The 23023-nt window shown below is 41.1% G+C and carries 24 protein-coding genes; 12 read left to right on the top strand and 12 right to left on the bottom strand.

Annotated features, from left to right (window positions below):
• Positions 1 to 50: 50 nt before the first annotated feature.
• The 3 genes from ACU6U9_RS11260 to ACU6U9_RS11250 are packed head-to-tail and all read left to right on the top strand — an operon-like array spanning position 51 to position 3117.
• Positions 51 to 410 carry a c-type cytochrome gene (locus ACU6U9_RS11260; protein WP_446735143.1) on the top strand — a complete coding sequence of 120 codons (360 nt, stop codon included), beginning with the start codon at positions 51 to 53 and terminating at the stop codon, positions 408 to 410.
• A gap of 14 nt (positions 411 to 424) precedes the next feature.
• Positions 425 to 1786, top strand: a complete 1362-nt coding sequence (locus ACU6U9_RS11255; protein ID WP_446735142.1) for a D-arabinono-1,4-lactone oxidase — start codon at positions 425 to 427, stop codon at positions 1784 to 1786.
• Between the two features lie 29 nt (positions 1787 to 1815).
• Positions 1816 to 3117, top strand: coding sequence for a DSD1 family PLP-dependent enzyme (locus ACU6U9_RS11250; protein ID WP_446735141.1), 1302 nt, complete (start codon positions 1816 to 1818; stop codon positions 3115 to 3117).
• A 46-nt stretch (positions 3118 to 3163) separates the two neighbouring features.
• On the opposite strand, the gene ACU6U9_RS11245 is transcribed toward ACU6U9_RS11250, so the two are convergent.
• Both ACU6U9_RS11245 and ACU6U9_RS11240 read right to left on the bottom strand, forming a co-directional pair.
• Positions 3164 to 3517: a hypothetical protein gene (locus ACU6U9_RS11245; RefSeq protein ID WP_446735140.1), complete on the bottom strand. Its 354-nt coding sequence runs from the start codon at positions 3515 to 3517 to the stop codon at positions 3164 to 3166.
• 142 nt (positions 3518 to 3659) lie between these two features.
• Positions 3660 to 4931, bottom strand: a complete 1272-nt coding sequence (locus ACU6U9_RS11240; RefSeq protein ID WP_446735139.1) for a hypothetical protein — start codon at positions 4929 to 4931, stop codon at positions 3660 to 3662.
• 148 nt (positions 4932 to 5079) lie between these two features.
• On the opposite strand from ACU6U9_RS11240, the gene ACU6U9_RS11235 reads away from it, so the two are divergent.
• Entirely contained in the window at positions 5080 to 7143 is a 2064-nt protein-coding gene (locus ACU6U9_RS11235; protein WP_446735138.1) for a TonB-dependent receptor plug domain-containing protein, read from the top strand.
• Between the two features lie 73 nt (positions 7144 to 7216).
• Here the strand turns inward: ACU6U9_RS11235 and ACU6U9_RS11230 are convergent, their stop codons facing one another.
• The 9 genes from ACU6U9_RS11230 to ACU6U9_RS11190 form a co-directional block, all read right to left on the bottom strand.
• On the bottom strand, positions 7217 to 7525 hold the full coding sequence (locus tag ACU6U9_RS11230) for a hypothetical protein (protein WP_446735137.1): 309 nt from the start codon (positions 7523 to 7525) through the stop codon (positions 7217 to 7219).
• Positions 7522 to 7821, bottom strand: a complete 300-nt coding sequence (locus ACU6U9_RS11225) for a Bor family protein (protein ID WP_446735136.1) — start codon at positions 7819 to 7821, stop codon at positions 7522 to 7524. The genes ACU6U9_RS11230 and ACU6U9_RS11225 overlap by 4 nt, the downstream gene beginning before the upstream one ends.
• The gene (locus ACU6U9_RS11220; protein WP_446735135.1) at positions 7808 to 8224 is read right to left on the bottom strand and encodes an ATP-binding protein; all 417 of its coding nucleotides are present in this window, start codon (positions 8222 to 8224) and stop codon (positions 7808 to 7810) included. Before ACU6U9_RS11220 ends, ACU6U9_RS11225 begins: the two co-directional genes overlap by 14 nt.
• 79 nt (positions 8225 to 8303) lie before the next feature.
• A complete protein-coding gene (locus ACU6U9_RS11215; RefSeq protein ID WP_446735134.1) occupies positions 8304 to 8810 on the bottom strand; it encodes a hypothetical protein in 507 nt (168 codons plus the stop codon).
• Positions 8804 to 9148 (bottom strand): hypothetical protein, encoded by a 345-nt coding sequence (locus ACU6U9_RS11210; protein ID WP_446735133.1) that lies wholly within the window; start codon positions 9146 to 9148, stop codon positions 8804 to 8806. The genes ACU6U9_RS11215 and ACU6U9_RS11210 overlap by 7 nt, the downstream gene beginning before the upstream one ends.
• Positions 9145 to 9828: a response regulator transcription factor gene (locus tag ACU6U9_RS11205; RefSeq protein ID WP_446735132.1), complete on the bottom strand. Its 684-nt coding sequence runs from the start codon at positions 9826 to 9828 to the stop codon at positions 9145 to 9147. Before ACU6U9_RS11205 ends, ACU6U9_RS11210 begins: the two co-directional genes overlap by 4 nt.
• The gene (locus tag ACU6U9_RS11200) at positions 9809 to 10174 is read right to left on the bottom strand and encodes a hypothetical protein (protein WP_446735131.1); all 366 of its coding nucleotides are present in this window, start codon (positions 10172 to 10174) and stop codon (positions 9809 to 9811) included. Before ACU6U9_RS11200 ends, ACU6U9_RS11205 begins: the two co-directional genes overlap by 20 nt.
• A 101-nt stretch (positions 10175 to 10275) precedes the next feature.
• Positions 10276 to 13494 (bottom strand): efflux RND transporter permease subunit, encoded by a 3219-nt coding sequence (locus ACU6U9_RS11195; RefSeq protein ID WP_446735130.1) that lies wholly within the window; start codon positions 13492 to 13494, stop codon positions 10276 to 10278.
• 1 nt (position 13495) lies between these two features.
• The gene (locus ACU6U9_RS11190; RefSeq protein WP_446735129.1) at positions 13496 to 14536 is read right to left on the bottom strand and encodes an efflux RND transporter periplasmic adaptor subunit; all 1041 of its coding nucleotides are present in this window, start codon (positions 14534 to 14536) and stop codon (positions 13496 to 13498) included.
• A 291-nt stretch (positions 14537 to 14827) separates the two neighbouring features.
• On the opposite strand from ACU6U9_RS11190, the gene ACU6U9_RS11185 reads away from it, so the two are divergent.
• The 6 genes from ACU6U9_RS11185 (at position 14828) to ACU6U9_RS11160 (ending at position 18662) form a co-directional block, all read left to right on the top strand.
• Positions 14828 to 15562 (top strand): tyrosine-type recombinase/integrase, encoded by a 735-nt coding sequence (locus tag ACU6U9_RS11185; protein WP_446735128.1) that lies wholly within the window; start codon positions 14828 to 14830, stop codon positions 15560 to 15562.
• Positions 15555 to 15782 (top strand): hypothetical protein, encoded by a 228-nt coding sequence (locus ACU6U9_RS11180; RefSeq protein WP_446735127.1) that lies wholly within the window; start codon positions 15555 to 15557, stop codon positions 15780 to 15782. The genes ACU6U9_RS11185 and ACU6U9_RS11180 overlap by 8 nt, the downstream gene beginning before the upstream one ends.
• Positions 15783 to 15987: 205 nt before the next feature.
• Complete coding sequence (locus tag ACU6U9_RS11175) at positions 15988 to 16308, top strand: hypothetical protein (protein ID WP_446735126.1); 321 nt, start codon at positions 15988 to 15990, stop codon at positions 16306 to 16308.
• 256 nt (positions 16309 to 16564) lie between these two features.
• Positions 16565 to 17407, top strand: coding sequence for a Fic family protein (locus ACU6U9_RS11170; protein WP_446735125.1), 843 nt, complete (start codon positions 16565 to 16567; stop codon positions 17405 to 17407).
• A 68-nt stretch (positions 17408 to 17475) separates the two neighbouring features.
• Positions 17476 to 18225: a hypothetical protein gene (locus ACU6U9_RS11165; RefSeq protein WP_446735124.1), complete on the top strand. Its 750-nt coding sequence runs from the start codon at positions 17476 to 17478 to the stop codon at positions 18223 to 18225.
• A gap of 122 nt (positions 18226 to 18347) precedes the next feature.
• Positions 18348 to 18662, top strand: coding sequence for a hypothetical protein (locus ACU6U9_RS11160; RefSeq protein WP_446735123.1), 315 nt, complete (start codon positions 18348 to 18350; stop codon positions 18660 to 18662).
• 483 nt (positions 18663 to 19145) lie between these two features.
• Here ACU6U9_RS11160 and ACU6U9_RS11155 read toward each other — a convergent pair whose 3' ends face one another.
• Positions 19146 to 20144 carry a DUF2804 domain-containing protein gene (locus ACU6U9_RS11155; RefSeq protein WP_446735122.1) on the bottom strand — a complete coding sequence of 333 codons (999 nt, stop codon included), beginning with the start codon at positions 20142 to 20144 and terminating at the stop codon, positions 19146 to 19148.
• 193 nt (positions 20145 to 20337) lie between these two features.
• On the opposite strand from ACU6U9_RS11155, the gene acs reads away from it, so the two are divergent.
• Both acs and ACU6U9_RS11145 read left to right on the top strand, forming a co-directional pair.
• Entirely contained in the window at positions 20338 to 22287 is a 1950-nt protein-coding gene (acs, locus tag ACU6U9_RS11150; RefSeq protein ID WP_446735121.1) for an acetate--CoA ligase, read from the top strand.
• A 274-nt stretch (positions 22288 to 22561) separates the two neighbouring features.
• Positions 22562 to 22993, top strand: a complete 432-nt coding sequence (locus tag ACU6U9_RS11145; protein ID WP_446735120.1) for an Hsp20/alpha crystallin family protein — start codon at positions 22562 to 22564, stop codon at positions 22991 to 22993.
• The last annotated feature ends 30 nt before the right edge of the window (positions 22994 to 23023 follow it).

The following is a 23023-nucleotide window of genomic DNA, read 5'->3' as shown; positions in this document are numbered from 1 at the left end:
AACATCACCCTTACAAAATATAATATTTAAAATAAAAATAAAGGTGCCCTGTGGTAAGAGCATATATTTTCCTATTATTGACTGTTTTTCTTAGTGCCTGCGAACAAGGGCCTAGCTCTGAACAAATATTAGCCACTGCTCAGTCTTTACAGCCAAACGATCAACAACTCAATGAAATCTATCAGCGCAGCTGCCGTAACTGCCATACATTAGAAGGTACCAAGGCCCCTTTGACAGGCGATGTAGAAGCATGGAATGAACGCCTAGAAAAAGGCAACGAAACACTGCTTAATAATGTCGTAAATGGTTTTGGTGGTATGCCACCCTTTGGCTTATGCATGGACTGTAACGCGGAACAATTTACAGCTTTGATTGATTTCATGGCACAAAAAATCAATAACAATCATTAAAAAATATAATAATTATGCAATCACGTCGCACGTTTCTACAACAATTAATGGGCGCCGCAGCAGTGATGGCAATGCCTTCTCATCTGTTAGCGGCAAATCAAAAAACGTTACCGTGGCGAAATTGGTCTGGCTCGCAAGTGTGCTATCCCGCTATGCGCAGCGCCCCGGCGGATGTATCGCAACTGCAACAGTTATTGCAGCAAAGTACAGGAATTATACGGCCAGTGGGCTCAGGCCATTCATTTTCACCACTGGTGCCTACCGATGATACGATCGTGTCTCTTAGCCGGTTATCGGGAGTGATCAGTGTTGACGATACCAAGAAACAGGCAACGGTCTGGGCGGGCACTCGTTTAGGGGATATGGGCGAGCCGCTAGCTAAGCAAGGTCAAGCACTATTGAATATGCCGGATATCGATGAACAAAGTCTGGCAGGCGCAATTGCCACCGCAACTCATGGTACGGGAGCACAGCTAACCTGCATGTCGAACGACGTTGCAGGGTTACAAATGGTACTTGCCAATGGTGACATCATAGAATGCAGTACACATAAAAACCGCGATATTTTTAATGCTGCACGGGTTAACTTAGGCGCGCTAGGCATTGTTTCGCAAGTGACTTTACAAAATCAAGAACCTTACAAATTAAAGCGTGAAACCACATGGCTGCCCATAGAAGAAATATTAGAAAACGCAGATAGCTTGGCAGATAATAATCGTAACTTTGAATTCTATTTTATTCCCTTTACAGGAATGGGATTCATTGATGTGCAAAACACAACCGATGACCCTGTAACAAAGTCCGAGAAACTGGATCAAAACGACGGTGCTGAAGATTTAAAAACCGCTCGTGATATTTTAAGTTGGAGCCCTAAACTACGTGAGCTTATACTAGGCTCGTATATAAAAACCCTATCAAACGAAGTGAATGTCGCTAATAGCTGGCAGAACTATGCCAGTGAGCGTAACGTGCGTTTTAATGAAATGGAATACCATTTGCCACGTGAAAACATGATCAAAGCGTTTAATGAAATTCGTAAAGTCGTTGAAACACAATTTCCCGAAGTATTTTTTCCATTCGAAGTGCGGTTTATAAAACAAGATGATATTTGGCTAAGCCCATTTAACGGTCGGGAAACCTGTTCAATTGCGGTTCATCGTTACCACAAAGAAAATTACCAAGCCATGTTTGCGGCGATTGAACCTATCATGCAAAAATATAATGGTCGGCCGCATTGGGGGAAAATGAATACAATGAAGGTCAATCAATTTTCGCAGCATTACACACACTGGCAAGACTTCAACGATATTCGTCGGCAGCTTGATCCTAAAGGACAGTTCTTAAATCCGTATTTGGCGTCGCTATTTAACACTTAGGCTAATTAAGAACAATAAAAAGGTAACACATGAGTGACGATTCGAATAAAGGTGTATCAAGGCGCACCGTTATAAAAGCAGGGGTTGCAGCGGCGGCAGTAGGGACCTTGGCTTGGGCTAAGCCGGGTGATATGGGTGAAAAAAATCATAATGAATACTTTAAAGAATTGAGTCAATTTTTGCGTGCTCAAGGTATAGCAACACCAGCACTTGTGATTGATAAGAGGATAATGGCAAAGAATATTGAAACCCTGACTAAACATTTAAAAGACCGATTTGAATATCGTATTGTTGCTAAGTCTTTACCGTCTGTTGATATGCTAAAGTGGACAATGTCGCAAGCCAATACAAACAAACTAATGGTGTTTCATCAACCGTTTTTAAATTCTGTGGCGAATGACATTCCTGCTTCCGATATATTAATGGGAAAGCCAATGCCGATCGCGGCGGTGAAAACCTTTTATCAAACTCATGCCCAGACAGATTCTACATTTAACCCTAGATTACAATTACAGTGGCTGTTGGATTCAAATAAGCGTTTAGCGCAGTATGAGTCTTTTGCTCAAGCACACTCACTTTATTTAAATATAAACATCGAATTAGATGTGGGCTTACATCGTGGTGGTGTTAATAACGACAATGAATTAATCGCTATGCTCGCGCGAATTGAGCAAAGCGAATATTTAACCTTATCTGGTTTTATGGGGTATGAGCCACACATCGGCAAAGTCCCGGGGGATCCGCTTGATCATCGTGATAATGCGATGGCGGATTACCAGCATTATGTTGAGCTCGCGGAGCGTTATTTAAAACACAGTGTGCAAGATTTAACCTTGAATGCAGCAGGGAGCCCAACATATCAACTTTATAATCAGGGCCCGACATCAAGTTGGCCGATGAATGAATTAAGCGCTGGTTCGTGCTTAGTAAAACCATCGGATTTTGATTTGCCCACACTGGAAGATCATGATGCCGCGGCGTTTATTGCGAGCCCTGTTTTAAAAGTGTTGGATCAAACGCAGATTCCAGGTGTATCGGGTTTGGGTAGGGTGATGGCTATGTGGAATCAAAATTGGCATAAAACATTTTTTGCTTATGGTGGATATTGGAAAGCCCACCCAATTTCACCAAGAGGCTTAACGTTAAACCCTGTTTATGGCCGTTCGAGTAATCAAGAAATGTATAACGGTTCAGTGAGTATTGAGCTAGAACAAGATGATTATATTTTTCTACGACCCACTCAGTCTGAATCTGTGTTGCTGCAGTTTGGTGATATTTTAGTTTATGATGAGCAAGGTATTTATCAACGTTGGCCTATTTTACAAGGCTGATAAAAATAAAACACGATCGATATCGTGTTTTATTTTTGTGTGTTGATTAAAGGCCGCCTGCTTTTTTTAACCCAAGATTATTTGGTGTGACATAACGCAGATCAGCAAGATGACTTTTTAAATCCTGCCACAAAATTAAAGCGTCTTTATCATTATCAACATATCGGCGCAATAAAAATAAAGCGGTTTCTACTTCTTCTGTAATATTATCCCAATGCTTTAACTGGTAATGACAAATTGCCATGTAGCCTGCGTACATAGGGTTGTTTAAAAATTGTCGATCCCAATTTGCCAGTGCATGCAAATAATGCAAGCATAAAGCATAGCGTTGGCGTTTATAGTGTGATCTTGCCTGATAAGCGTGGTAACGGGCGATCCATTTTTCTATTGATAACCACATAATTCCCCCTTTCTTTCCCTTTTTAGTATAGACAAGGCTTTGCATAAGGCAGGGTGAATCTTCGGTTTTCTTATATATTTTACAGTTATGATGATTGGGCTTTGATTTCGGTTATGGCATTAAGCTAGCTTAACCCGCTTGCTTAGCGGCGTAGCCCTAGCATTAATGGGGTGAAACTAAAGGTGAGGCCAATACTGTTCGCGCCTTCTTGAGAGGCGATTAAGTAACCACCAATACCAACATCGCTTAGTGATAAACCGCCAATTTTTAATGTTGGGTAAGTTTGTGGGTACAGATTGAGGCTAACTTGATAGAAGGGGTCATAACTGAGCGCTAGGCTGCCCATGAGCGAGCCTTTACGGTCCCAGTAGGCGTTTACAGATCGGTTATAAAGCTTTGCGATTTCACTGGCGGTAAAGTCAGTGCCTCGTTCAAGTTGCTCTACTTGTTCATGGGGGTGACTAACGGATACGTCGGTGGCGAATAAGACACTGAGCTGGTCATCATCATTAATAGGGTATGCTATGCCCAGCCCTGTGGCGGGCATGCCACTAATAATGGCTAGACGTATATGGCTATCAAAACCTAAATTACTTCGAAAGTAATATTGTTCCCCTTGGTTAAAAAGGGCACCATCTTGTACATCAAGAATGGGTTGCCCTGGCCAATAATAGTAATCAAGATAATCATTACTTAGAAGCTGCGCCACCTCATCAAATGAAAAAGCAATGATGCCGGCTAGATTAAAATAAAAATCGGCTAATGGATCTAAGCGTTGCTCCCATGGTAATTCGTATTCAACCACTTCGTTTGTTGCTTGAGCCGCCACCAGTGTAACAACCGCTTTTACTTTAGCTTGTAGTGGCGTGGTGTTTTCTTGACTTAAATAATACTCCTCCAGTTTGCGTGAGAGCATGCCTTCGCCTAGCAGGTGCAAAAAATAATTTGGCAGCCATGCACCGGATGGATGCGCAAAAGGAATGAATTCTTTTTTTAACGACGCATCGGTACCACCAGATTCATCGAGCACATCATCTTGATGAGTTAAGCTGCTTTTTAGTTGCTTCCAGCCTTGGGCATAATTTATTTTATCTAATTGAGGTTGTGTGCTCAATCGCCCGGGCACGACTAATCCTACATTGAGCCAAACATTCATGGGCCCAAACTGAGACTCTGAACCGTAGCGTTGATTAAAATAAAAAAAATGATCTTGCTTGTTTGTTACCGTTTTATGTTCAGCAAGGGGCAAGTCTGGCAGACCCGTTAAATCCGGCTGAGCGTCAACGTTTGTGCTCGGTTCTTGTGCTGGAGTAAACGGCTGTGCAATCACTGGGCTTAAGCACACAGTGATAAGTAGAATAAAAAACGTGACTAATGACGTTAATTTAGGCGATTTTAAAGCGTCACAAATCACAAATATAACCATAGGGCGTAAAGAGAGGGGCTAGCATACTGAGTTAATTATACTTTGACAAAACTATTGAAATTGAAGATATCTTGTTCAGCTAGCATTCAGATTGGCTTGTTATGCTCACCTAATCTTATAAATGGGGTAGTAGCAAGTGAAAGCATCCACGGTTTCATTAAGTCTAATTTTAGCAACCACTGTGTTGCAGGTACGTGCGGACAACTCAGATGCCGATGTGGCTGAGTTATCAACGATCAGCGTACAGGGCGCGCAAAATAAAGGCGCTAAAATCACGACAGATAAATTATTCAAAGTACCAGGCTCTGGTGGTGATCCGCTTAAAGCCATAGAAGCCATGCCTGGTGTGGTGTTAGGTGATAACGGCGAAGGCGAGCCTGCTGTACGTGGTTCAAGTCCAGAAGATAATTATTACCAAACCGATCATATTCCGGTGGGTTATTTGTTTCATAACCTAGGCAACAGTACTTATAACCCTAATATTATTGAAGACTTTTCCCTAAAAGCCGGTGCGTGGGATAGCCAGTATTCAAATGCATTAGGTGCGGTGTTGGATACAACATTACGTGATCCATACCAAGAGGGCTTAACCACCGTTGTGGATATTAGCTTTTTAGAGGCGGGCATTTTAGTTGAAGGTGCGGTTACTGAAAAAAGTTCATTTTATGCCTCTTGGCGTGAAGGTTTATTGGATTGGTACTTTGATAACATCAAAGATACAGATGATGATATTGCCATTACTCAGGTCCCTAAATACAACGATTACCAGTTTAAATATCATTATCGTTTAAGTGATACCAGCAACTTGAAGTTTCTTGCGTTAGGTGCTCGTGACCATGTGACCATTGAGATTGGTGATAAATATGAAGATGCCAATAAAGAACCGGCTATTGTCGGAAAACTGAACTCCGATGGTTATTATAATAGCCAGGGCATCATGTATGACACGCTTTACTCTGGCGGCACATCTGGTTTGTTTGTGTTTAGCCACAAAGAGCAAGATTTCAAATTTAAAATCGGTACTTTATTCGATATTGTTACCACCAGTGATGATTATCGTATGAAAATGCAGTTTGAAACCCCGCTAAATAATGGTGACAATTACCGTTATGGCGCAGAGTTTTCGCAAAATATTTTACGTTATGATATGACGGGTTTATATGACCCGTGTAATGACGACTTAGAAGTTTGTGGGCCTGCATCAACCGGAACTAAAATCACATTAAAAGATAAATTAACCCTTGATACAACCCGTATTTTTAACGCTTATGATTGGATGGCTACGCCGTATCTACAGCTGACATTTGGTATGAACAATGTCTATGATGATTATATGAAAGAAACCACCATTGAGCCAAGGTTTCAATCCCGTTATGAGTTAACAGACAACTGGACCTTAACTGGGGCGGTTGGCAGGCACACTCAAACCCCTCGTGATTTCTTTGCGGTATTAAAAGAAACGGGTAACCCTGAATTAGATATGCCCAACAGTGAACACTATGTAACAGGTTTTGAGTACCAGTTAGATGACAGTGTTAGCGCTAAATTAGAAGTGTATTACAAAGATTTACATGACTTAGTAATTTCTAATCCTGCATATGATGAAAAAACGTCGCCTAACGAAAAGAAATTTTTAAATGCCGCCGAAGGTCATACTTATGGGGTTGAATTTCTAGTGAATAAGAATTTGACAGATAGATGGTATGGTTGGGCATCGGTGACCTACAGTAAAACAAAGCGTAAAAACACCATTACGGATGAAAGTTTTAATTATTCTTATGATCGCCCTTGGATCGTTAACCTAGTGGCGAGCTATGAACTGACCCCAAAAATGACGGTGGGTGCTAAATGGCGCTACCAAAGCGGAAATCTAGTGACGCCTATTTCTGGCGGTAAAGCCGTATACAAATGTGACAGCGGTTACGAGGCCGATAACACGGGTGCAGGCTGTGGCAGTGCCCCGTATCTATATGACCCGATTGAAGGCAAGATCAATAGTGAACGCTTATCAGCGGTGCACTCCATGGACTTGCGCATTGATTATCAAAAAAGTGAGATGACCAATATATATTTTGATGTGAAGAATATTTATGGTCGTCAGAATATCACGGGATATGATTACAATGACGATTACTCAACCCGCGAAAAAGTATCAGATTTACCTAGCTTGTTTTCATTAGGTGCTAAATTTACATTCTAACTTCATGAAAAAAGGCTTACACATTATGTGTAAGCCTTTTTTTGTTACGTGCTAGCATTGTATTTGTTAGCAGTCAGTAATCAATATTTTCTCGACACTCATAATGCGCTATCCAAGGTGTGTAAATATAAAGAGTGCTAGCAACTATATTTGCAAAGTTTTTCTCAATCGTAATGGTATCCCATTGTTTGTCATCGCACAGATAATTGATTTTAACGGGGGCACTGAATTCAATGAAGTCTAATAAACCTGAGTGATGCCATTGATCACGCTTAACGGTTTCGTTCACCTCAACACCGTTTATAAAGTTCATTTTAGCGCAGCCACCAAGTGAAGCGAGCACGCCAATGCTGACTAAAATTTTTCTATATTGAAAGCTCATAGATCCCCCTCCTTACACCATACTCTTGCTGTTCTTGGTGCATAAATACCTAGGGTAAATATATGGGCAAGAAAGTCAGTGGCTGTGGTAATGGTTTGTATTTGCTCAACAGGCTTGCCTTTGCATATCTCACGTACGTTGACATCATGTTCGCCCACCGAATACCACCACCAGTATGTGTAGGTTTTTTGAAAGGTGGGTGCAGCATGAGATTTAGGTTTATCGTCTGTGCGCATAGTGACAGACGAGCAAGCCGATAAAGAAATAACGACAAGCAGCATGCTAATTATTTTCATTGTGCGTCCTTAGTGGTATTTCAATCATGAAGCGTGCACCGCCTAGCGGTGATGTCGATGCTTCTATTGATCCGTGATAGCTTTCAATAACGTTTTTCACAATAGATAACCCTAATCCTTGTCCGTTAGGCGTTTCATCTATGCGCAAACCGCGATTAAAAATAATCATGCAATCTTCGCTTAATAACCCATTACCATCGTCTTCGATTGTGATGATGAGTTTGTTATTGCGTGTACTAACATTAACCGATATCGTCGATTTTGCGTATTTAAAACCATTGTCTAATAGATTACCCAGTACTTCTAGCAGGTCATTGCTGTCTCCAGGGAATGTGACGTCACTGGGCACCGTTATCTTAACGATAATCTGGCGGTCAATGTGTATTTTCTGTAATGCAGACACCACATCATTAACGGATTTTTCAATATTGACGCCTTGTGAAATAACATGAGGCCCGCTGATAACCGCTTTTCTTAATTGGTTACTCGATGGTCTCGTTTATACGCGACAGAGCATTATGTACGATTAAGTTGTCGTTACTGTGACCCAGCTCATTATTAATAATAGCCACGGGCGTTTTTAAGCTATGGGCTAAGTCAGCCATGCTGGTTCGGTATTTCTCCCTTTGATTGCGCTCTTTTTTAATCAGCGCATTAATATTATGGCTAACACCCACTAATTCTTTTGGGTATTGTTTCATTATATGATCTTGGTTGCCGTTTTCTAATTGAATGATTTCTTGTTTAAGTGACTTAATCGGATTAAACGCAAGTTTAAGTACCCAGTGCTGAATCAATAAAAAAAGCAGGCTCACAAAAATAAAACCGCCAACCAACCAAATACGAAAACGCATAATGACATCATTTAGCAGCTGACTATTAACTGCCACCATATATCGATAGCTTTTCGGGCTTTGGTTCCAACTGATGCCATAACTTGCCCATAGGTATTCATCTTGTTCAAAACGTGTTTCACCAAAATTTACCATTTGCCGGTTTTTGACTGTTTGTCTTCAATATGAATTTCTTTTGAGAGTGAAAGCGATTGCCATACTTTTTGATTCTCTTGATTCGTAACATAAGAGAATAAAGGGCTGTTTTCACGGTTAAAATCAGGGTTAGATAAAATAACAGGCAGGGCTATTTCATTATTTTTAAAATTAGAAACAGACAAAAGATTAAAAATATGCAGGCGAAGTTTATCTTGCGCTTCTGTTTTTAGCTCTAAGGTGTACACATAGTTTAATATAAGTGAGCTGACAAGCATCACAATGATAGAGGCGATGGCGGTGAAAATAAAAAAACGTTTACGCAGTGAAAACGTCATGACGTTTTGCCTTTAAGCGTAAATTGATAACCTCGGCCTCGTAATGTTTCTAGAGGTTTGATGGTATTGTTAGGGTCTAATTTTTGCCGTAGGCGGCTAACCAGTACTTCAATAACATTACTGTCTCTGTCTTGATCATTATTGTATAGGTAGTCCATTAAACGTGTTTTAGAGATGACCTGTTGAGGATGGCGCATAAAGTATTCAAGGACTTTATATTCAAATGCGGTGAGTACAACATCGCGGTCTTGACTGCGAACACTTTGAGTGGTGCTGTCGAGTATGATGTCACCGTGTTCGATGATATTATTAGGAAACCCCGACGAGCGGCGAATCATAGCCTGCACACGTGCAATCAGTTCTTCTAATTGAAACGGTTTAGCAAGGTAGTCATCCGCGCCAGCGTTTAGGCCTTCTACTTTGTCTTGCCAGCTACTGCGGGCGGTTAAAATTAATATGGGCAGTGCTAAGCCTTTGTTGCGAATGTTTGTGATGACCTCAAGCCCTGATAGCTTAGGCAGGCCAATATCAATAATAGCCAAGTCAAATTCAAATTCTTTTGCTTGATACCAGCCATCTTCACCATCGGCACTGCATGTGACCGTAAAATTGGCTTTTTCTAAGCTGAGGCGTAATTGTTCGCGTAAGACATTGTCATCTTCAATTAGCAGGAGTTTCATTTGCTTCCTCCATATTGATCGTCACCACATCAATCACGCCTTGCTCAGAGATTATTTTGATTTCGTACTGTTGGTTGAGGTATTGGGCGCTTAATACCGTACCAGGAAAGATAGCGAGGGCTTTTTTTATGGCTTGGCGTAAATCACTGTCACGGAAGATATTTTCAGCGGGCGCGTCAGATGAATGTACTTGGTCCTCGACCCACTGTTTAAGGGGCGTGACCATGTCTTCTAACGTTTCATCAAACCAGTAAGGGTCACTTTCGTCCTCAGTCGCTTGCTCTTGCGCGCCAAGACTGGCGCAACTAAGCAGTAAAAGGGTTATAGATAATAATGTTCGCAACACAAAGCCTGCTTCAAATATTAAATGTTTAATATTAACAAGCTTATCTGAATAGAACCTGAATGAAAGGCTTTATGAATACTTATAAAGCCTTTTTATTGAGATTAATTGCGTTTGTATACGCAATACAGCATTGGGATGAGTACTAGGGTGAAGAGCGTACTGATTAAAATTCCAAAGATTAAGCTAATGGCTAAACCATTAAAGATGGGGTCGTCCAATATAAAGAAGGCCCCCGTCATGGCGGCAATGCCGGTTAACATAATGGGTTTTGTTCGCACGGCGGCGCTGTTAATGGCAGCTTCTACAATATCGATGCCTTTGTCTAATTCTTGATTAATAAAATCAACCAATAAAATGGAGTTACGTACGATAATTCCGGCCAAGGCAATCATGCCAATCATGCTTGTGGCGGTAAATTGTGCGCCTAATAAAGCATGGCCCGGCATGACCCCAATAATGGTTAACGGAATAGGGGCCATGATGATTAAAGGCACTAGATAGCTTTTAAACTGAGCCACCACTAATAAATATATCAAGATCATGCCGATGGCATAAGCAATCCCCATATCACGAAACGTCTCGTAGGTGATTTGCCATTCGCCATCCCACTTAATAGATGGTTTATGCGTGACCTGTGGCTGATGAATAAAATATTGCTTGGGGCTAAAGCCATTTTGTTGCGTTGCGGCGTCGTCCATTGCAAGTGACATATCAAATAAACCATATAGTGGACTGTCTAAGTCACCGGCCATATCGGCGTTTACAAATACTACAGGCAATAAATTTTTATGATAAATGATGTTATCGATGGTGCCATGGGTCAGCGTTGTCATATCCGCAATGGATATCAACTGGCCATTTAAGCTGCTAACTTTGCTATTAAGTAACGTTTGCCAATTACCCTTGTCGCTGTCGTTATATTCTAAGCGAATCGGAGTGGCGTACTTATTATGTTGCGCATGTAAGTAACTGACATCTTTGCCTCCCAACGCAATATCTAGTGCATTAACGATGCTTGCATACGGGACGGCAAATTGAGCGGCCTTTTGGCGGTCAATGTGTATGGTGGTTTTTTGCTGAGACGCTTCGATACTGTCGTCTACATCAATGATGTCGGTTGTGCGTTCAAACACGGCGCGAAGGGCTTTGGCCGTGGCAATTTGCTCATTGTAATTTGCACCATATACCTCAGCTACAATGGGTGCCATAACCGGAGGCCCTGGTGGTACTTCGGCTAATTTTACGTTGGCATTAAATTGTTTGCCGATACGCTGTAATTCTGGCCGTAACTGGCGCGCAATATCATGGCTTTGCTTGTCGCGTTCACCTTTTGATACGAGGTTTACTTGTATATCGCCCATGTGAGGCTCGTTACGTAAATAATATTGGCGAATCAAACCGTTAAAATTAATTGGAGCGTTGATGCCAGCGTATAGCTGAAAGTCTTTTACGTATTCATTCAATTTTAATTCTTCACCAAGGGCCTCTAATACAATCAGTGTTTCTTCCATTGGTGTGTCTTCAGGCATATCAACAATGACTTGGAATTCAGACTTATTGTCGAATGGCAGCATTTTAAGCACGACCATTTTCATTACGGGCAATGACACAGACAATAAAATCAATCCGATCACTAGCGCTAACACCTTTAAACGATTGCGGGCCGCGTTTTGACCTTGGATAAGCGGGCGCATAATTCGATTAAATACCTTATATGTTTTGGCTTCCTTGGTGGTGTTTTCATCGCTGTGATGATGGTTGGTTGATGCTTGTTTTTTCAATAATTGATACGATAGCCAAGGCGTTACAATAAATGCAATGGCCAATGAAATTAACATGCCGGTACTAGCATTAATGGGAATAGGGCTCATATACGGCCCCATTAACCCTGTCACAAAGGCCATGGGCATCAAAGCTGCAATAACAGTAAACGTTGCAAGAATGGTCGGGCCGCCCACTTCATCTACAGCGATTGGGATAATATCTAACAGTTTTTTGCCGCCCATGTGTAAATGCCGATGAATATTCTCAACCACGACAATGGCGTCATCCACTAAAATGCCAATACTAAAAATCAGTGCAAACAATGAAATGCGGTTAAGTGTGAACCCCCATGCCCAGCTGGCAAATAATGTAATGGCGAGCGTGATAAATATCGCGCCGCCCACAATAATGGCTTCGCGCCAGCTCATCGTCACGAGTACCAACAACACAACGGCGACGGTGGCAAATAATAATTTTGCAATGAGCTTGTCGCTTTTATCTTTTGCGGTATCACCATAATTGCGTGTGACGTTTATTTTAATGTTATCGGGTATGACAATGTTTGATAGTTGCTCTAAGCGTTTTTCAATATCGCTGGTGATATCAAAGGCATTTTTCCCTTGTTGCTTAGCAATGGCGATAGTCACCGCGCTTTGATTCGCGCTTAGGCTATTTTCAAAATGCAGTACTTGGGATTCAGGAATATCAGCACCATGAACAATGTCGGCCACATCGGATAAGTAAACAGGGCTGCCATTTTTTGCCAGACCAATGACCAGTTGCTGAATCTCAGAAACACGGGTTAAAAAATGTCCGGCTTGTACTTGAATGTACTTTTGCGGCTGATAAACATTATGAATCGGTGCACTGGCATTGGCGTTTAACAGTGTATTTGCAACGTTCTCAATGGTGATGTTGTAAGCACTTAAGCGAACCGGATCAAGACGCACGTTAACCACATCTTGTTGTGCGCCGATGGTGTAAATATCACGTGTGCCATCAATGCGCTTTAATTCGACTTCTAATACATGGGCCAGTTCGGTGAGTTGTTGAGTTGAAACAGATGCATCTTCGCTAAATAATGTGAGCGACATAATGGGGACATCATCGATGCCTTGAGGCTTGATGATGGGTTGTGATGCGCCAAGATTTGCGGGCAACCAATCTTGATGGCTATACACTTGGTTGTATAAATTTAAAATAGCGGTTTCGCGTTTTAGACCTACTTCAAACGCGACCGTTAATACCGACATACCGGGGCGGGAGACACTGTAAATATCATCCACGCCTTTTATTTCGCTTAAGACTTGTTCAGCGGGTGTGCTAATAAGACTCTCGACTTCTTTTGCCGATGCACCGGGGAACGCAATAAAAACATTGGCAAACGTTACATCAATTTGTGGCTCTTCTTCTTTGGGCGTTACCATAATGGCAAAAAAGCCCAGTAATAATCCAAATAACGCGAGTAACGGTGTAATGGCATTATTCTGAAACGTTTTGGCTAAACGGCCACTAATCCCCAAGGGGGTTGATTTGATTGATGAATGCTCAGTCATGCTAAATCTCCTGAGCAGCCATAACCAACGAAGGGTTGGCTGCAATCACATCGCCATCTTTAATGCCAGCCAGTACCTCAACAAACATTTGAGTATTATGTTTGGACGTTGATGGGTGTTGCTCACCTAAACGCACTTGTCTCAGCAAAAAAGTATTGTTCTGTTTGATGTAAACATAACGGGCTTCGCCTTTGTGTATCACAGCATTGGCCGGAATGCGAATAGCAGGCTGTTCTGCCATGGGGATATTAAGCTTTACCCACATACCAGGGAACAAACCTACGTTATCGGCTTTAATATCCGCCCGTATTTTAAAACTGCGACTGTTAGAGTCGGCAAACGGAAAAATCGTAACGCTTGTTGATGGCAAAGTTTGATTTTTATGCGTGACGAATAATTGAGATTGAGGCGTCACCATCGTAATAAAACGCTGCGGTAAATGCGCAACGGCTCGTAATTGATTAAGCGATAACCCTGTCATTAATGGCGTACCAGGATTAACCGCTTCACCTATTTCGACGAGTCGAGCTTTAACGATACCAGCGTAGGGCGCGCGAATTTGGGTATACGATAACTGCTCTTGAGCTTGCGCCAGCAAGGCTTGTGATGCTTTTACTTGCGCGGCGACGGATGCGGCATTGGCTTTAATCGAATCATATTGCCCCTTAGAGACAGAGCCTTGTTCAAATAGAGGGGTGGCACGTTTTAGTTGAGATTGAGCATCTGTGCTTAACGCTTTTGCCTGGGTTAACCCAGCGGTGGCTTGCGCAACAGCGGCTTTTTGTTGTTTGTTGCGCAGCTGAATGATGAGGTCGCCTGTTTGAACATAGTCGTTAACATCCACCTCAATAGATTGCACGCGGCCACTGGTTTGTGCACTGATGGTGGCTTGATTAATGGCTTCAATTTCAGCCTCTAATATGAACCAACTAGGATAGTTTTTTAGGCTAGCGCGATAGGTATCAACATCATTTGCCCATGTGGTGGAGCTAAACAGTGACACTAAAGCTATGAATATTGTGAGTAATCGAAAGCGCTTCATGTATTTATCCTGTGAAATGCCTCTGGTAAGTGTAGAGGATAGGCTGTCCTAGAGGCATCTTGCATTAAATTTAGATACATCTAAATTAGATTTACCTAATATATAGTAATTTGGTTTGTGGGGAAAGAAAAAAGGTAGAACAAATAGGTAGGTGTTAGTAGTGGTGTTTATAACTGTGTTAATGATGGCTATCGGGATGATGCTATTCCCTTAAGTCCTTATTTTATGGGCTTTGTTGCGATTCATTCGTGAATAGTCTAACTTAGGGGAAAGAGTCCAGCGTAATGAGTTATGGCAAGGCCAAGATTAATAAGAAGACTTAGCGACAATCGAAAGAAAAAAGCACCTGTTCTTACGCCAAGAGAGCTAAAACGGCTTTTATTTGTTGCTACACAGACGCGAAATCCAGAACGTAATGTATTGATCGTTTGGCTTTTGTTTGCGGCGGGTTTTCGTATATCAGAAGTGGCTGGAATCGAAATTAAAGATGTGCTTTGGAAAAGCGGAAAATTAAAGAATGATGTGATAATTCCAGCAAAATATTGTAAGAACAATAAAGCGGGTCATGTGTTTTTTTATCATAAGAAATTACTTAACGCACTTGAACAATATATTAAATATCGTGTTGTAAGGCGTCTAATTATGGATGATAACCCTCATTATCGAGGTCTTAAAAAAGATTCTAAAGTAATACTTTCAGAGAACAAACGCGCTTACGCGTTAAAACAAAAAAAACGTGTAAGTAGTAATGGTGAAGAAAAAATCTATTGGGCCTGCGATACATTGCAAACCATGGTAACCAAATGGGGGCGTGAAGCTGGAATCAAAGGTTTTAGTACTCACTCAGGGCGGAGGACACTAGCAACACGTTCAGCAAGGCTTGGTGCTAGCGAAGTTGAATTGTGCGTCTTGTTACGTCACGAAACAGACGATATGCCGTATGAATATACAGACGCTGACATTATGGGCATTAAGCGAACCTTAGAGACCTTATACGCAATTGATGACGAGAGGCTGCATGAATAAAGAAGAATTACAAAATTGGCTAGACAAGTGGAGCTTACAGCCCACGGATGCCGCCAAGGTGTTACGTGTTAATAAATCAAAAATGAGCGAGTTTTTATCTGGTACTCGAAAAGTACCAGTTTACATCGCTGCACACATTGAAACGTTTGATTATTTAGCTGATTCAAAAGCTAAAAAATCAATTGAAAAAGACTTTAATAGCTCCCAATGGGAACTATGATAATAAACATGAGCTAAGGGAATTGATGTAGATATATCTGGTATAAGGCGAACACTTGAAGCGCTCTACACAATAAGCGACGATGAACTAGATGCAGACGTAGTATGACAAAAACAAAGCAAGAACCCATCAAAACAAACACGACAAATATGCTCTGCGAAGAATATATCAATCGAGCTGATGTGGCAGAATATAGGTGAATTTAATGAGAAAAAGAAGAAAACTCCCCGAAAATCTATCAAGTGGTGCAATAGAAAATATATATACACAGCATGTTGACGGTTATACAGATCGGTTAATTGATGAGTTGCACGACTATATTATTGCAGTTAAATCTAGTGATATTGATTTGAACAATGACTTAGATAGCGACATAGAGTTTGTGGTCGATGAAGATCCATTAGACGCGAATCCAGCATGTCTTGACGACCTAGATGACAAGAATCCACTTCCACTGGTTTCCATATTTGGTGAAGACCCTCTTATATGCAAAGATTTTGTGAGATTCATTGACGACTTTCCTTGAAATTGATAATTCCCATTACTTGGATAACGATATTTTCGTTCAATCTATAATCAATTCAATCATATATGATTGGTTTAGTGATTGTTGGTACAAAGCAGGGGGATGGTACTTTCCTTTACCGGGGGTATTATTCAGCGGTGGTCACGGTGAAGACCCCAAAAGGTTGACCAAGTTGACGAGTGGAACCTATTTTTGAGGGAAAAATAATGACTACGGATTTCAAAATAAACGGTATATGACTATCAAGGTTAAATATATGTTTGGATTGAGTCCCTTTGGATATTGGCAGGTATATCTTCCGGAAGGGGCAATTCTTCCCCGTGGCCAGTTTCGAATAGAAAAATCTGTTAGATACAGGATGATAATTATAATGTTTAACGAGTTAGATAAATTAAAATCGGAATTGGATGCCTTACGTCCTTTGCCTGTGTATACGGTAAAAAGTCTTCATGAGCAATTAGTCCTAAATTGGACTTATAACTCAAATGCAATCGAAGGTAATACATTAACTTTAAAAGAAACCAAAGTAGTGCTTGAAGGTATTACAATTGGTGGGAAGTCCATGGTTGAACATTTCGAAGCAATCAATCATAAAGAAGCAATTGACTATGTTGAAGATATTGTTAGTAAGAAAGAGGAGTTCAGTGAACGGCTAATTAAATCTATCCATAATTTAGTACTTAAAAAAATTGATGATGGTAATGCTGGGGTTTATCGTAATCAGAATGTGGTCATTTCTGGAGCGGATCACTCCCCACCAGACCACATAAAAGTTCGAGACGAAATGCAAATTCTAGTAAAGCAGTATGAAAAACATAATCTTCACCCTATCGAAATGGCAGCTCGGCTTCATACGGATTTTGTAAAGATTCATCCTTTTATTGATGGTAATGGCCGAACTGCCCGACTATTAATGAATTTTGAACTAATGCGTAGCGGATATTTGCCTGTAGTAATTAAGGCTAAAGATCGGCTCGCTTATTATGAGGCATTAGACACTGCTCATACCACCGATGATTACAGTTTATTTATTGAAATGACGGCTGAAGCTGAAATTGAAATACTGAAATATTACCTTAAGTTATTATCTAAAGGTTAGGTGGTGTCAAATTATGCTAATACAAAAGAAGCAGCACCCTTCCTAATACACGCAGGGGAAAAATAAGTATGAGTGAACCTGTAAGAGTGTATCTTGACTCAAATGTCATAATTGAATTAAGTGAGGGTCGTCTAGATAAATTTATGTCTCACCTAATAAGCCCCAAAAAATTAAATACTTATATATATCCTTTTAGTGCAGCTCAAGTTTCAGAAGTAACACGTAATTCTCTCACCAAAAGGTGTCATGATAGGCTAAAACTTATTAGCTCTATAAGTAACGACCTTTACTTTGTTCATAGTATTTATGATTATGAATACCGACAAGAATCACCTGAAAGCGTATGGGATACCATAACAAACCCAAATCCAGATTTAATTGATAAAAATTTACTTAATAATTTAATTCCCTTTGAGCAAATGAAAATCATGAGGGATCAACTTGGTCTGAATCCTGACATATTGAACAATCTTTCTGGTACGAAAGCAGTTTCCACTATAGACGAAGCAATCTCTAGGGCAATCCCTGCGGGAAGTGAGGGTCCTAGATCATTGAAAGACATGCTGTTACTCCTAAAAAAAATTAATAAAGAAATTTTCTCAGAGCAGTGGAAGCAGATGGGGGCTTCAGGTAGCCATATGACTATTGGTGAGGATTTACATATTATATTCTCCCTATTAGAAGGTTTTGGTTATTGGCCAGACTCTAAAAAAGTGTTCAAAAAAGGATCTAGATTCGCTGATAGTGAGCACGTATTTAATGGTTCTCATTGTGATATTCTAGTGACAAGAGACAAGAGACAAGAGACAAGGGAATGAAAAATCGGGCCGAAGCTGTCTATTCGATATTAGATACAAATACGAGGGTAATGTTTACAGATGAGTACATTGAGCATATTACTTAAGCCCAAACGATTACTGAGAAGAAGGGGAATAAACAGATGATGAAATTATTACCATTATTAACATTGTTAATTTTTATTCCCCCTTCTTTTTCAGAAGAGGTATTAATTGATAAGGAAATAGTTAAGAGGTTTCATGAGTCAGCAAGTGTACTAGGAATATGTGCCACGATAGAGTCTATGTCGGATATAGCGATTGAAAATAAAGATATTAGACAGGAAAAATTAATATTCTCGTTTCTGCAAAAGAAATTCGTCACCCTAAAAAGCTTAAATGAATGGGATGAGCTTTGTGATAAGCACCGGAAAATAGTCATCTCAATTGATAATACATACAATCTGAATATGTATTAATTTATAATAGGGAAATAAACTAAATGGAATTAAGTATCAAACAAATTCTTCAATATTTCACCTGATCTTGTGTGGATTGTAAATACACTGATGGCGGGATGTGTGAGTGTGAATATTTGGCGCTAACGCCAGTGACACAAAGCGATGATGACTGGTTTGTTTTTCATGATTCTGCTGATGTGTCCGGTGGACAAATTCACCGTACCACTACAATTGGCTTTAATCATTTTTCTAACACAGTTATTTTATGAATATTTAATTGTTCCGTTAGTAACACTATGACTCGCAATAGCGATAAATTTAAGGCTTATACGGATGTTTTTTGTAATCCAGTAAGTGGCTACCTTAACAAATGGTCTCCTTAACGAAATTGGTCAAATCTTTAGATATAAGACAGAGAAATGTTAGGCAGACTCTTTGAATTACATTTGTTTTCCCGCAGGATTAGCAGGGGGAGTAGTTCCCACCTGCTTATTAAGTGTATTACCACTTAGCAAAATGATCCTCACAAAAACCAGTGGCTTGCTTAATGGAAATCACATCACCTTGTGCATTTTTAATCGTGCCATTAAATCGACCAAATACTTGCGTGAAATTTGATGCCATAAAACCGGCATTGATTTTTTCTTTACGCTCACCAGCGGGCGTGAAGGTGAGTGAAATATGTCCATCACTGGTTTCTATTTGCCAAGGCGTCATGCGATTTTTACGATCAAATATAAATTCGGCGCGGTCGAGTTTGATCATCTCACCATTCACCCACAGTGCATTTTCGGTGTAACTGGTTTCATTCACACCGGCGGCTAAATTAAAACCAATGACATCGCCGCTTTGAGTTTTGTGACTTAAGCTTGCCCAGTGCCAAAACGTTTCGCGACGCATATAACCACAAGACCAATCTACACTGGCGAGTAAATCTTGCGTTTGAATGTCTTGCCCTTGCCATTGAATTTGGCCAGTAAACGGCAGTGCGGTATTTTTTTGTGTGTACACCCATCCGTTGTAACCCGCACGGCAACATACATCGAGTGGGGATTGTGTTTCATTAATCATGACATCAACATTCAATTCATTACCGCAGCTTACTTTTAAATGACGCGTGTGTGCGTTGCTGGTTATTTGAATGTGGTTGTGGCCACTTTTAAATGACCAATGCCCGTTGTTGGGTTGGGTGTCGGTTTGAGTGTACATCGCAAACGGTTTTAACCATGAGTATTCTTTAAAGGTTTGTGTGCTGGGTTGGTAAAGGTACAAAAAACAATTACTGACCCATTTTAGATTAACGATGGCGACACCAAAAATAAGATCATCACCGGTTAGGCCAACAAATTGAAATTGATTAAATCGCATTTTTTTACGAAAGCCATTAATGGCGTTATCCATATTATTGCGTAAATCAAAATCTAAGTGGTTGATGTGTGTCGGGCTGGTGGGTAAAACACCATAATGTACCTGCCCTTGGCTGTTGATTAACGTGTCCATAAACGTACCTTTTAGTTTCTGCTGGCAGTGTAGCAATTACAAATACTGGTACTAGGGTGTTAGAGGTCAACATAGGGAGTAAATAGCGACAGTATTAATGCGAACTTTTGGCGTTATTGGTTGAATGTACAAGATAGAATCGGTTAAATGGGGTGATCAATAGATAACAAAAATAACAATATCAGGATACCTCATGAGCGATTACCCGATCCATCGCGTGCCCAAAAAATGGGCTGATAATGCGCATATGAATGCACAGCAGTATCAGCAAGCGTATTCACACTCTATGCAAGAAAACGAAGCCTTTTGGGGCGAGCAAGGTAAGCGCTTAGATTGGTTTACACCTTACACAAAAATAAAAGATGTCAATTTTGCTGCCGACGATCTACACATCAAGTGGTTCTATGATGGTGTGATAAATGTTTGCCATAACTGCGTTGACCGCCACTTGCCAACAAAAGCCAATGATGTTGCCATTATTTGGGAAGGTGACGAGCCTACAGATGATTCCAAACTTACCTATGCGCAACTGCATCAACAAGTCTCACGCTTTGCCAATATTTTAAAAGAAATGGGCGTGCAAAAGGGCGATGTTGTGACGCTTTATATGCCCATGATTGTAGAGGCCAGTTTAGCAATGTTGGCGTGTACCCGTATCGGTGCGATTCATTCTGTGGTGTTTGGTGGGTTTAGTGCGGACGCCTTAGCGGGGCGCATTGAAGATTGTCATAGCAAGTGGGTAATCACAGCAGATGAAGGCGTGCGTGGCGGTAAAACCGTCCCATTAAAAGCCAGCGTTGATGAAGCCTTAAATAAAGCAGGCACCGAATGCGTTGAAAAAGTGTTAATGATTAAGCGCACGGGTATTAATGTAAATTGGCAAGAAGGTCGTGATGTTGAGTACGGCGAAATGCTTAAGCAAGTTGATGATCACTGCCCGTGTGAACCCATGAGCGCAGAAGATCCGATGTTCATCTTGTATACATCGGGCAGTACAGGCAAGCCTAAAGGTGTGTTGCACACAACGGGCGGTTATCTTGTTTACGCCGCGTATACCCATGAGCATGTTTTTAATTACGATGCAGGTGATGTTTATTGGTGCACAGCTGATGTGGGTTGGATCACCGGCCATAGTTATATGATTTATGGTCCATTGGCCAATGGTGCCACAACGGTTTTATTTGAAGGTGTGCCTAATTACCCTGCCGTTAATCGTATGGCCCAAGTGGTTGATAAACATCAAATAAATATTCTGTATACCGCCCCAACGGCGATTCGTGCCTTGATGGCCCATGGTGAAAAAGCCATTGAAGGCACCAAGCGTGACAGTTTAAAACTGTTAGGCAGTGTGGGTGAACCGATCAACCCTGAGGCATGGGAGTGGTATTATAAAACCATTGGTAATAGTCAGTGTCCTGTTGTTGATACGTGGTGGCAAACAGAAACTGGAGGCATTTTAATTAGCCCACTACCGGGAGCCACGGATTTAAAACCAGGCTCGGCGACTAAGCCATTGCCTGGCGTGTCGGTTGCCATTGTTGACGGCGACGGTAAGGTGCAAGAGGGCCCATGTGAAGGCAACTTAGTCATACTAGACAGTTGGCCTGGGCAAATGCGCAGCGTGTATGGTGATCATCAGCGCTTCGTTGATACTTACTTTAAAACCTTTCCGGGTAAATACTTTTCAGGTGACGGCGTGCGCCGTGATGAAGATGGCTATTACTGGATAACCGGCCGAGTGGATGACGTACTCAATGTTTCTGGGCATCGCATGGGCACGGCAGAAATTGAAAGCGCCCTAGTAGCACACAAAGACACGGCTGAGGCGGCAGTGGTGGGTTACCCGCATGACATTAAAGGCCAAGGTATTTATGCATACGTGATTTTAAAATCCGGTATTGCACCCAGTGCCGAGTTAGAAGCGGAATTAAAAACATGGGTAAGAGGGGAGATTGGCGCAATTGCCGCCCCGGATATTATTCAACTTTCGGCAGGCTTGCCAAAAACCCGTAGTGGTAAAATAATGCGTCGTATTTTACGAAAAATTGCCGCTAATGAAATTGACAGTTTAGGTGATACATCAACTCTGGCAGAGCCGTCGGTTGTGCAAGTACTCATTAATGAGCGCCACAATACAAATTAACGCTTAACGGCGACTGCATTTTCAAACTGAAACACGATATGAATTGTTATATCGTGTTTTTTTATGGCACTAACAAAGTATAAAAAATTAGACTTGAAGTTTTATTGTTCGCCCTTAATAACAAAAGTTATGCCATAAATAATGAGACCTCGCTGGCCAAATAAAAAATATAATTTAAGTATTTATTTCAAAAAATATGAAAATTGATACTTGAAAAAGATTATTTAAAACCTATATCGGTTGTGAGCGTAATACAAATGAATAGGAGGCTCACATGAGATTATCAACTTGGGACCCATTCACTGAAATGGAAGCTGTGTTAAACCGTTATCGCCCGCAAGAGACAAAAGCCAGTACGCAGACGATGACAAAAGCTGATTGGCATCCGGTGGTGGATGTCTCTGAAAGCGAACAAAGTTATCACCTACATGCAGAGCTTGCGGGTGTGGACAAAGATCAAATTAGCATTAGTGTGCATGAAAATGTCCTGACGCTATCAGGGCAGCGCCACAGTCAGCACGAAGAGAGTAAAGGTAAGGTACATAGAGTCGAGCGAGCATATGGATCGTTTGTGCGCAATTTCACTTTGCCAGATAAAGCCGATACAGAAAACATCGCAGCACGTTATCAAGATGGTGTCTTAGAAATTGAGATACCAAAGGTTGAGCAGGAGCAGCCAAAGCGTATTGATATTAGCATCAACTAACGTTGAATGAGAGAGTTGTTCTAAGCTACT

The organism is Pseudomonas sp. HK3, assembly GCF_052920985.1.
The sequence above is the reverse complement of the archived record's forward strand: the minus strand, read 5'-3'. Positions and strand labels throughout refer to the sequence as shown.

What these genes read in the sequence shown, in the direction of transcription:
- ACU6U9_RS11255 (WP_446735142.1), top strand. Translation starts at nt 425, where the DNA reads ATGCAATCACGTCGCACGTTTCTACAACAATTAATGGGCGCCGCAGCA.
- ACU6U9_RS11250 (WP_446735141.1), top strand. Translation starts at nt 1,816, where the DNA reads ATGAGTGACGATTCGAATAAAGGTGTATCAAGGCGCACCGTTATAAAA.
- ACU6U9_RS11245 (WP_446735140.1), bottom strand. Translation starts at nt 3,517, where the DNA reads ATGTGGTTATCAATAGAAAAATGGATCGCCCGTTACCACGCTTATCAG.
- ACU6U9_RS11230 (WP_446735137.1), bottom strand. Translation starts at nt 7,525, where the DNA reads ATGAGCTTTCAATATAGAAAAATTTTAGTCAGCATTGGCGTGCTCGCT.
- ACU6U9_RS11225 (WP_446735136.1), bottom strand. Translation starts at nt 7,821, where the DNA reads ATGAAAATAATTAGCATGCTGCTTGTCGTTATTTCTTTATCGGCTTGC.
- ACU6U9_RS11215 (WP_446735134.1), bottom strand. Translation starts at nt 8,810, where the DNA reads ATGGTAAATTTTGGTGAAACACGTTTTGAACAAGATGAATACCTATGG.
- ACU6U9_RS11210 (WP_446735133.1), bottom strand. Translation starts at nt 9,148, where the DNA reads ATGACGTTTTCACTGCGTAAACGTTTTTTTATTTTCACCGCCATCGCC.
- ACU6U9_RS11205 (WP_446735132.1), bottom strand. Translation starts at nt 9,828, where the DNA reads ATGAAACTCCTGCTAATTGAAGATGACAATGTCTTACGCGAACAATTA.
- ACU6U9_RS11195 (WP_446735130.1), bottom strand. Translation starts at nt 13,494, where the DNA reads ATGACTGAGCATTCATCAATCAAATCAACCCCCTTGGGGATTAGTGGC.
- ACU6U9_RS11190 (WP_446735129.1), bottom strand. Translation starts at nt 14,536, where the DNA reads ATGAAGCGCTTTCGATTACTCACAATATTCATAGCTTTAGTGTCACTG.
- ACU6U9_RS11185 (WP_446735128.1), top strand. Translation starts at nt 14,828, where the DNA reads ATGGCAAGGCCAAGATTAATAAGAAGACTTAGCGACAATCGAAAGAAA.
- ACU6U9_RS11180 (WP_446735127.1), top strand. Translation starts at nt 15,555, where the DNA reads ATGAATAAAGAAGAATTACAAAATTGGCTAGACAAGTGGAGCTTACAG.
- ACU6U9_RS11175 (WP_446735126.1), top strand. Translation starts at nt 15,988, where the DNA reads ATGAGAAAAAGAAGAAAACTCCCCGAAAATCTATCAAGTGGTGCAATA.
- ACU6U9_RS11170 (WP_446735125.1), top strand. Translation starts at nt 16,565, where the DNA reads ATGTTTGGATTGAGTCCCTTTGGATATTGGCAGGTATATCTTCCGGAA.
- ACU6U9_RS11165 (WP_446735124.1), top strand. Translation starts at nt 17,476, where the DNA reads ATGAGTGAACCTGTAAGAGTGTATCTTGACTCAAATGTCATAATTGAA.
- ACU6U9_RS11160 (WP_446735123.1), top strand. Translation starts at nt 18,348, where the DNA reads ATGATGAAATTATTACCATTATTAACATTGTTAATTTTTATTCCCCCT.
- ACU6U9_RS11155 (WP_446735122.1), bottom strand. Translation starts at nt 20,144, where the DNA reads ATGGACACGTTAATCAACAGCCAAGGGCAGGTACATTATGGTGTTTTA.
- acs (WP_446735121.1), top strand. Translation starts at nt 20,338, where the DNA reads ATGAGCGATTACCCGATCCATCGCGTGCCCAAAAAATGGGCTGATAAT.
- ACU6U9_RS11145 (WP_446735120.1), top strand. Translation starts at nt 22,562, where the DNA reads ATGAGATTATCAACTTGGGACCCATTCACTGAAATGGAAGCTGTGTTA.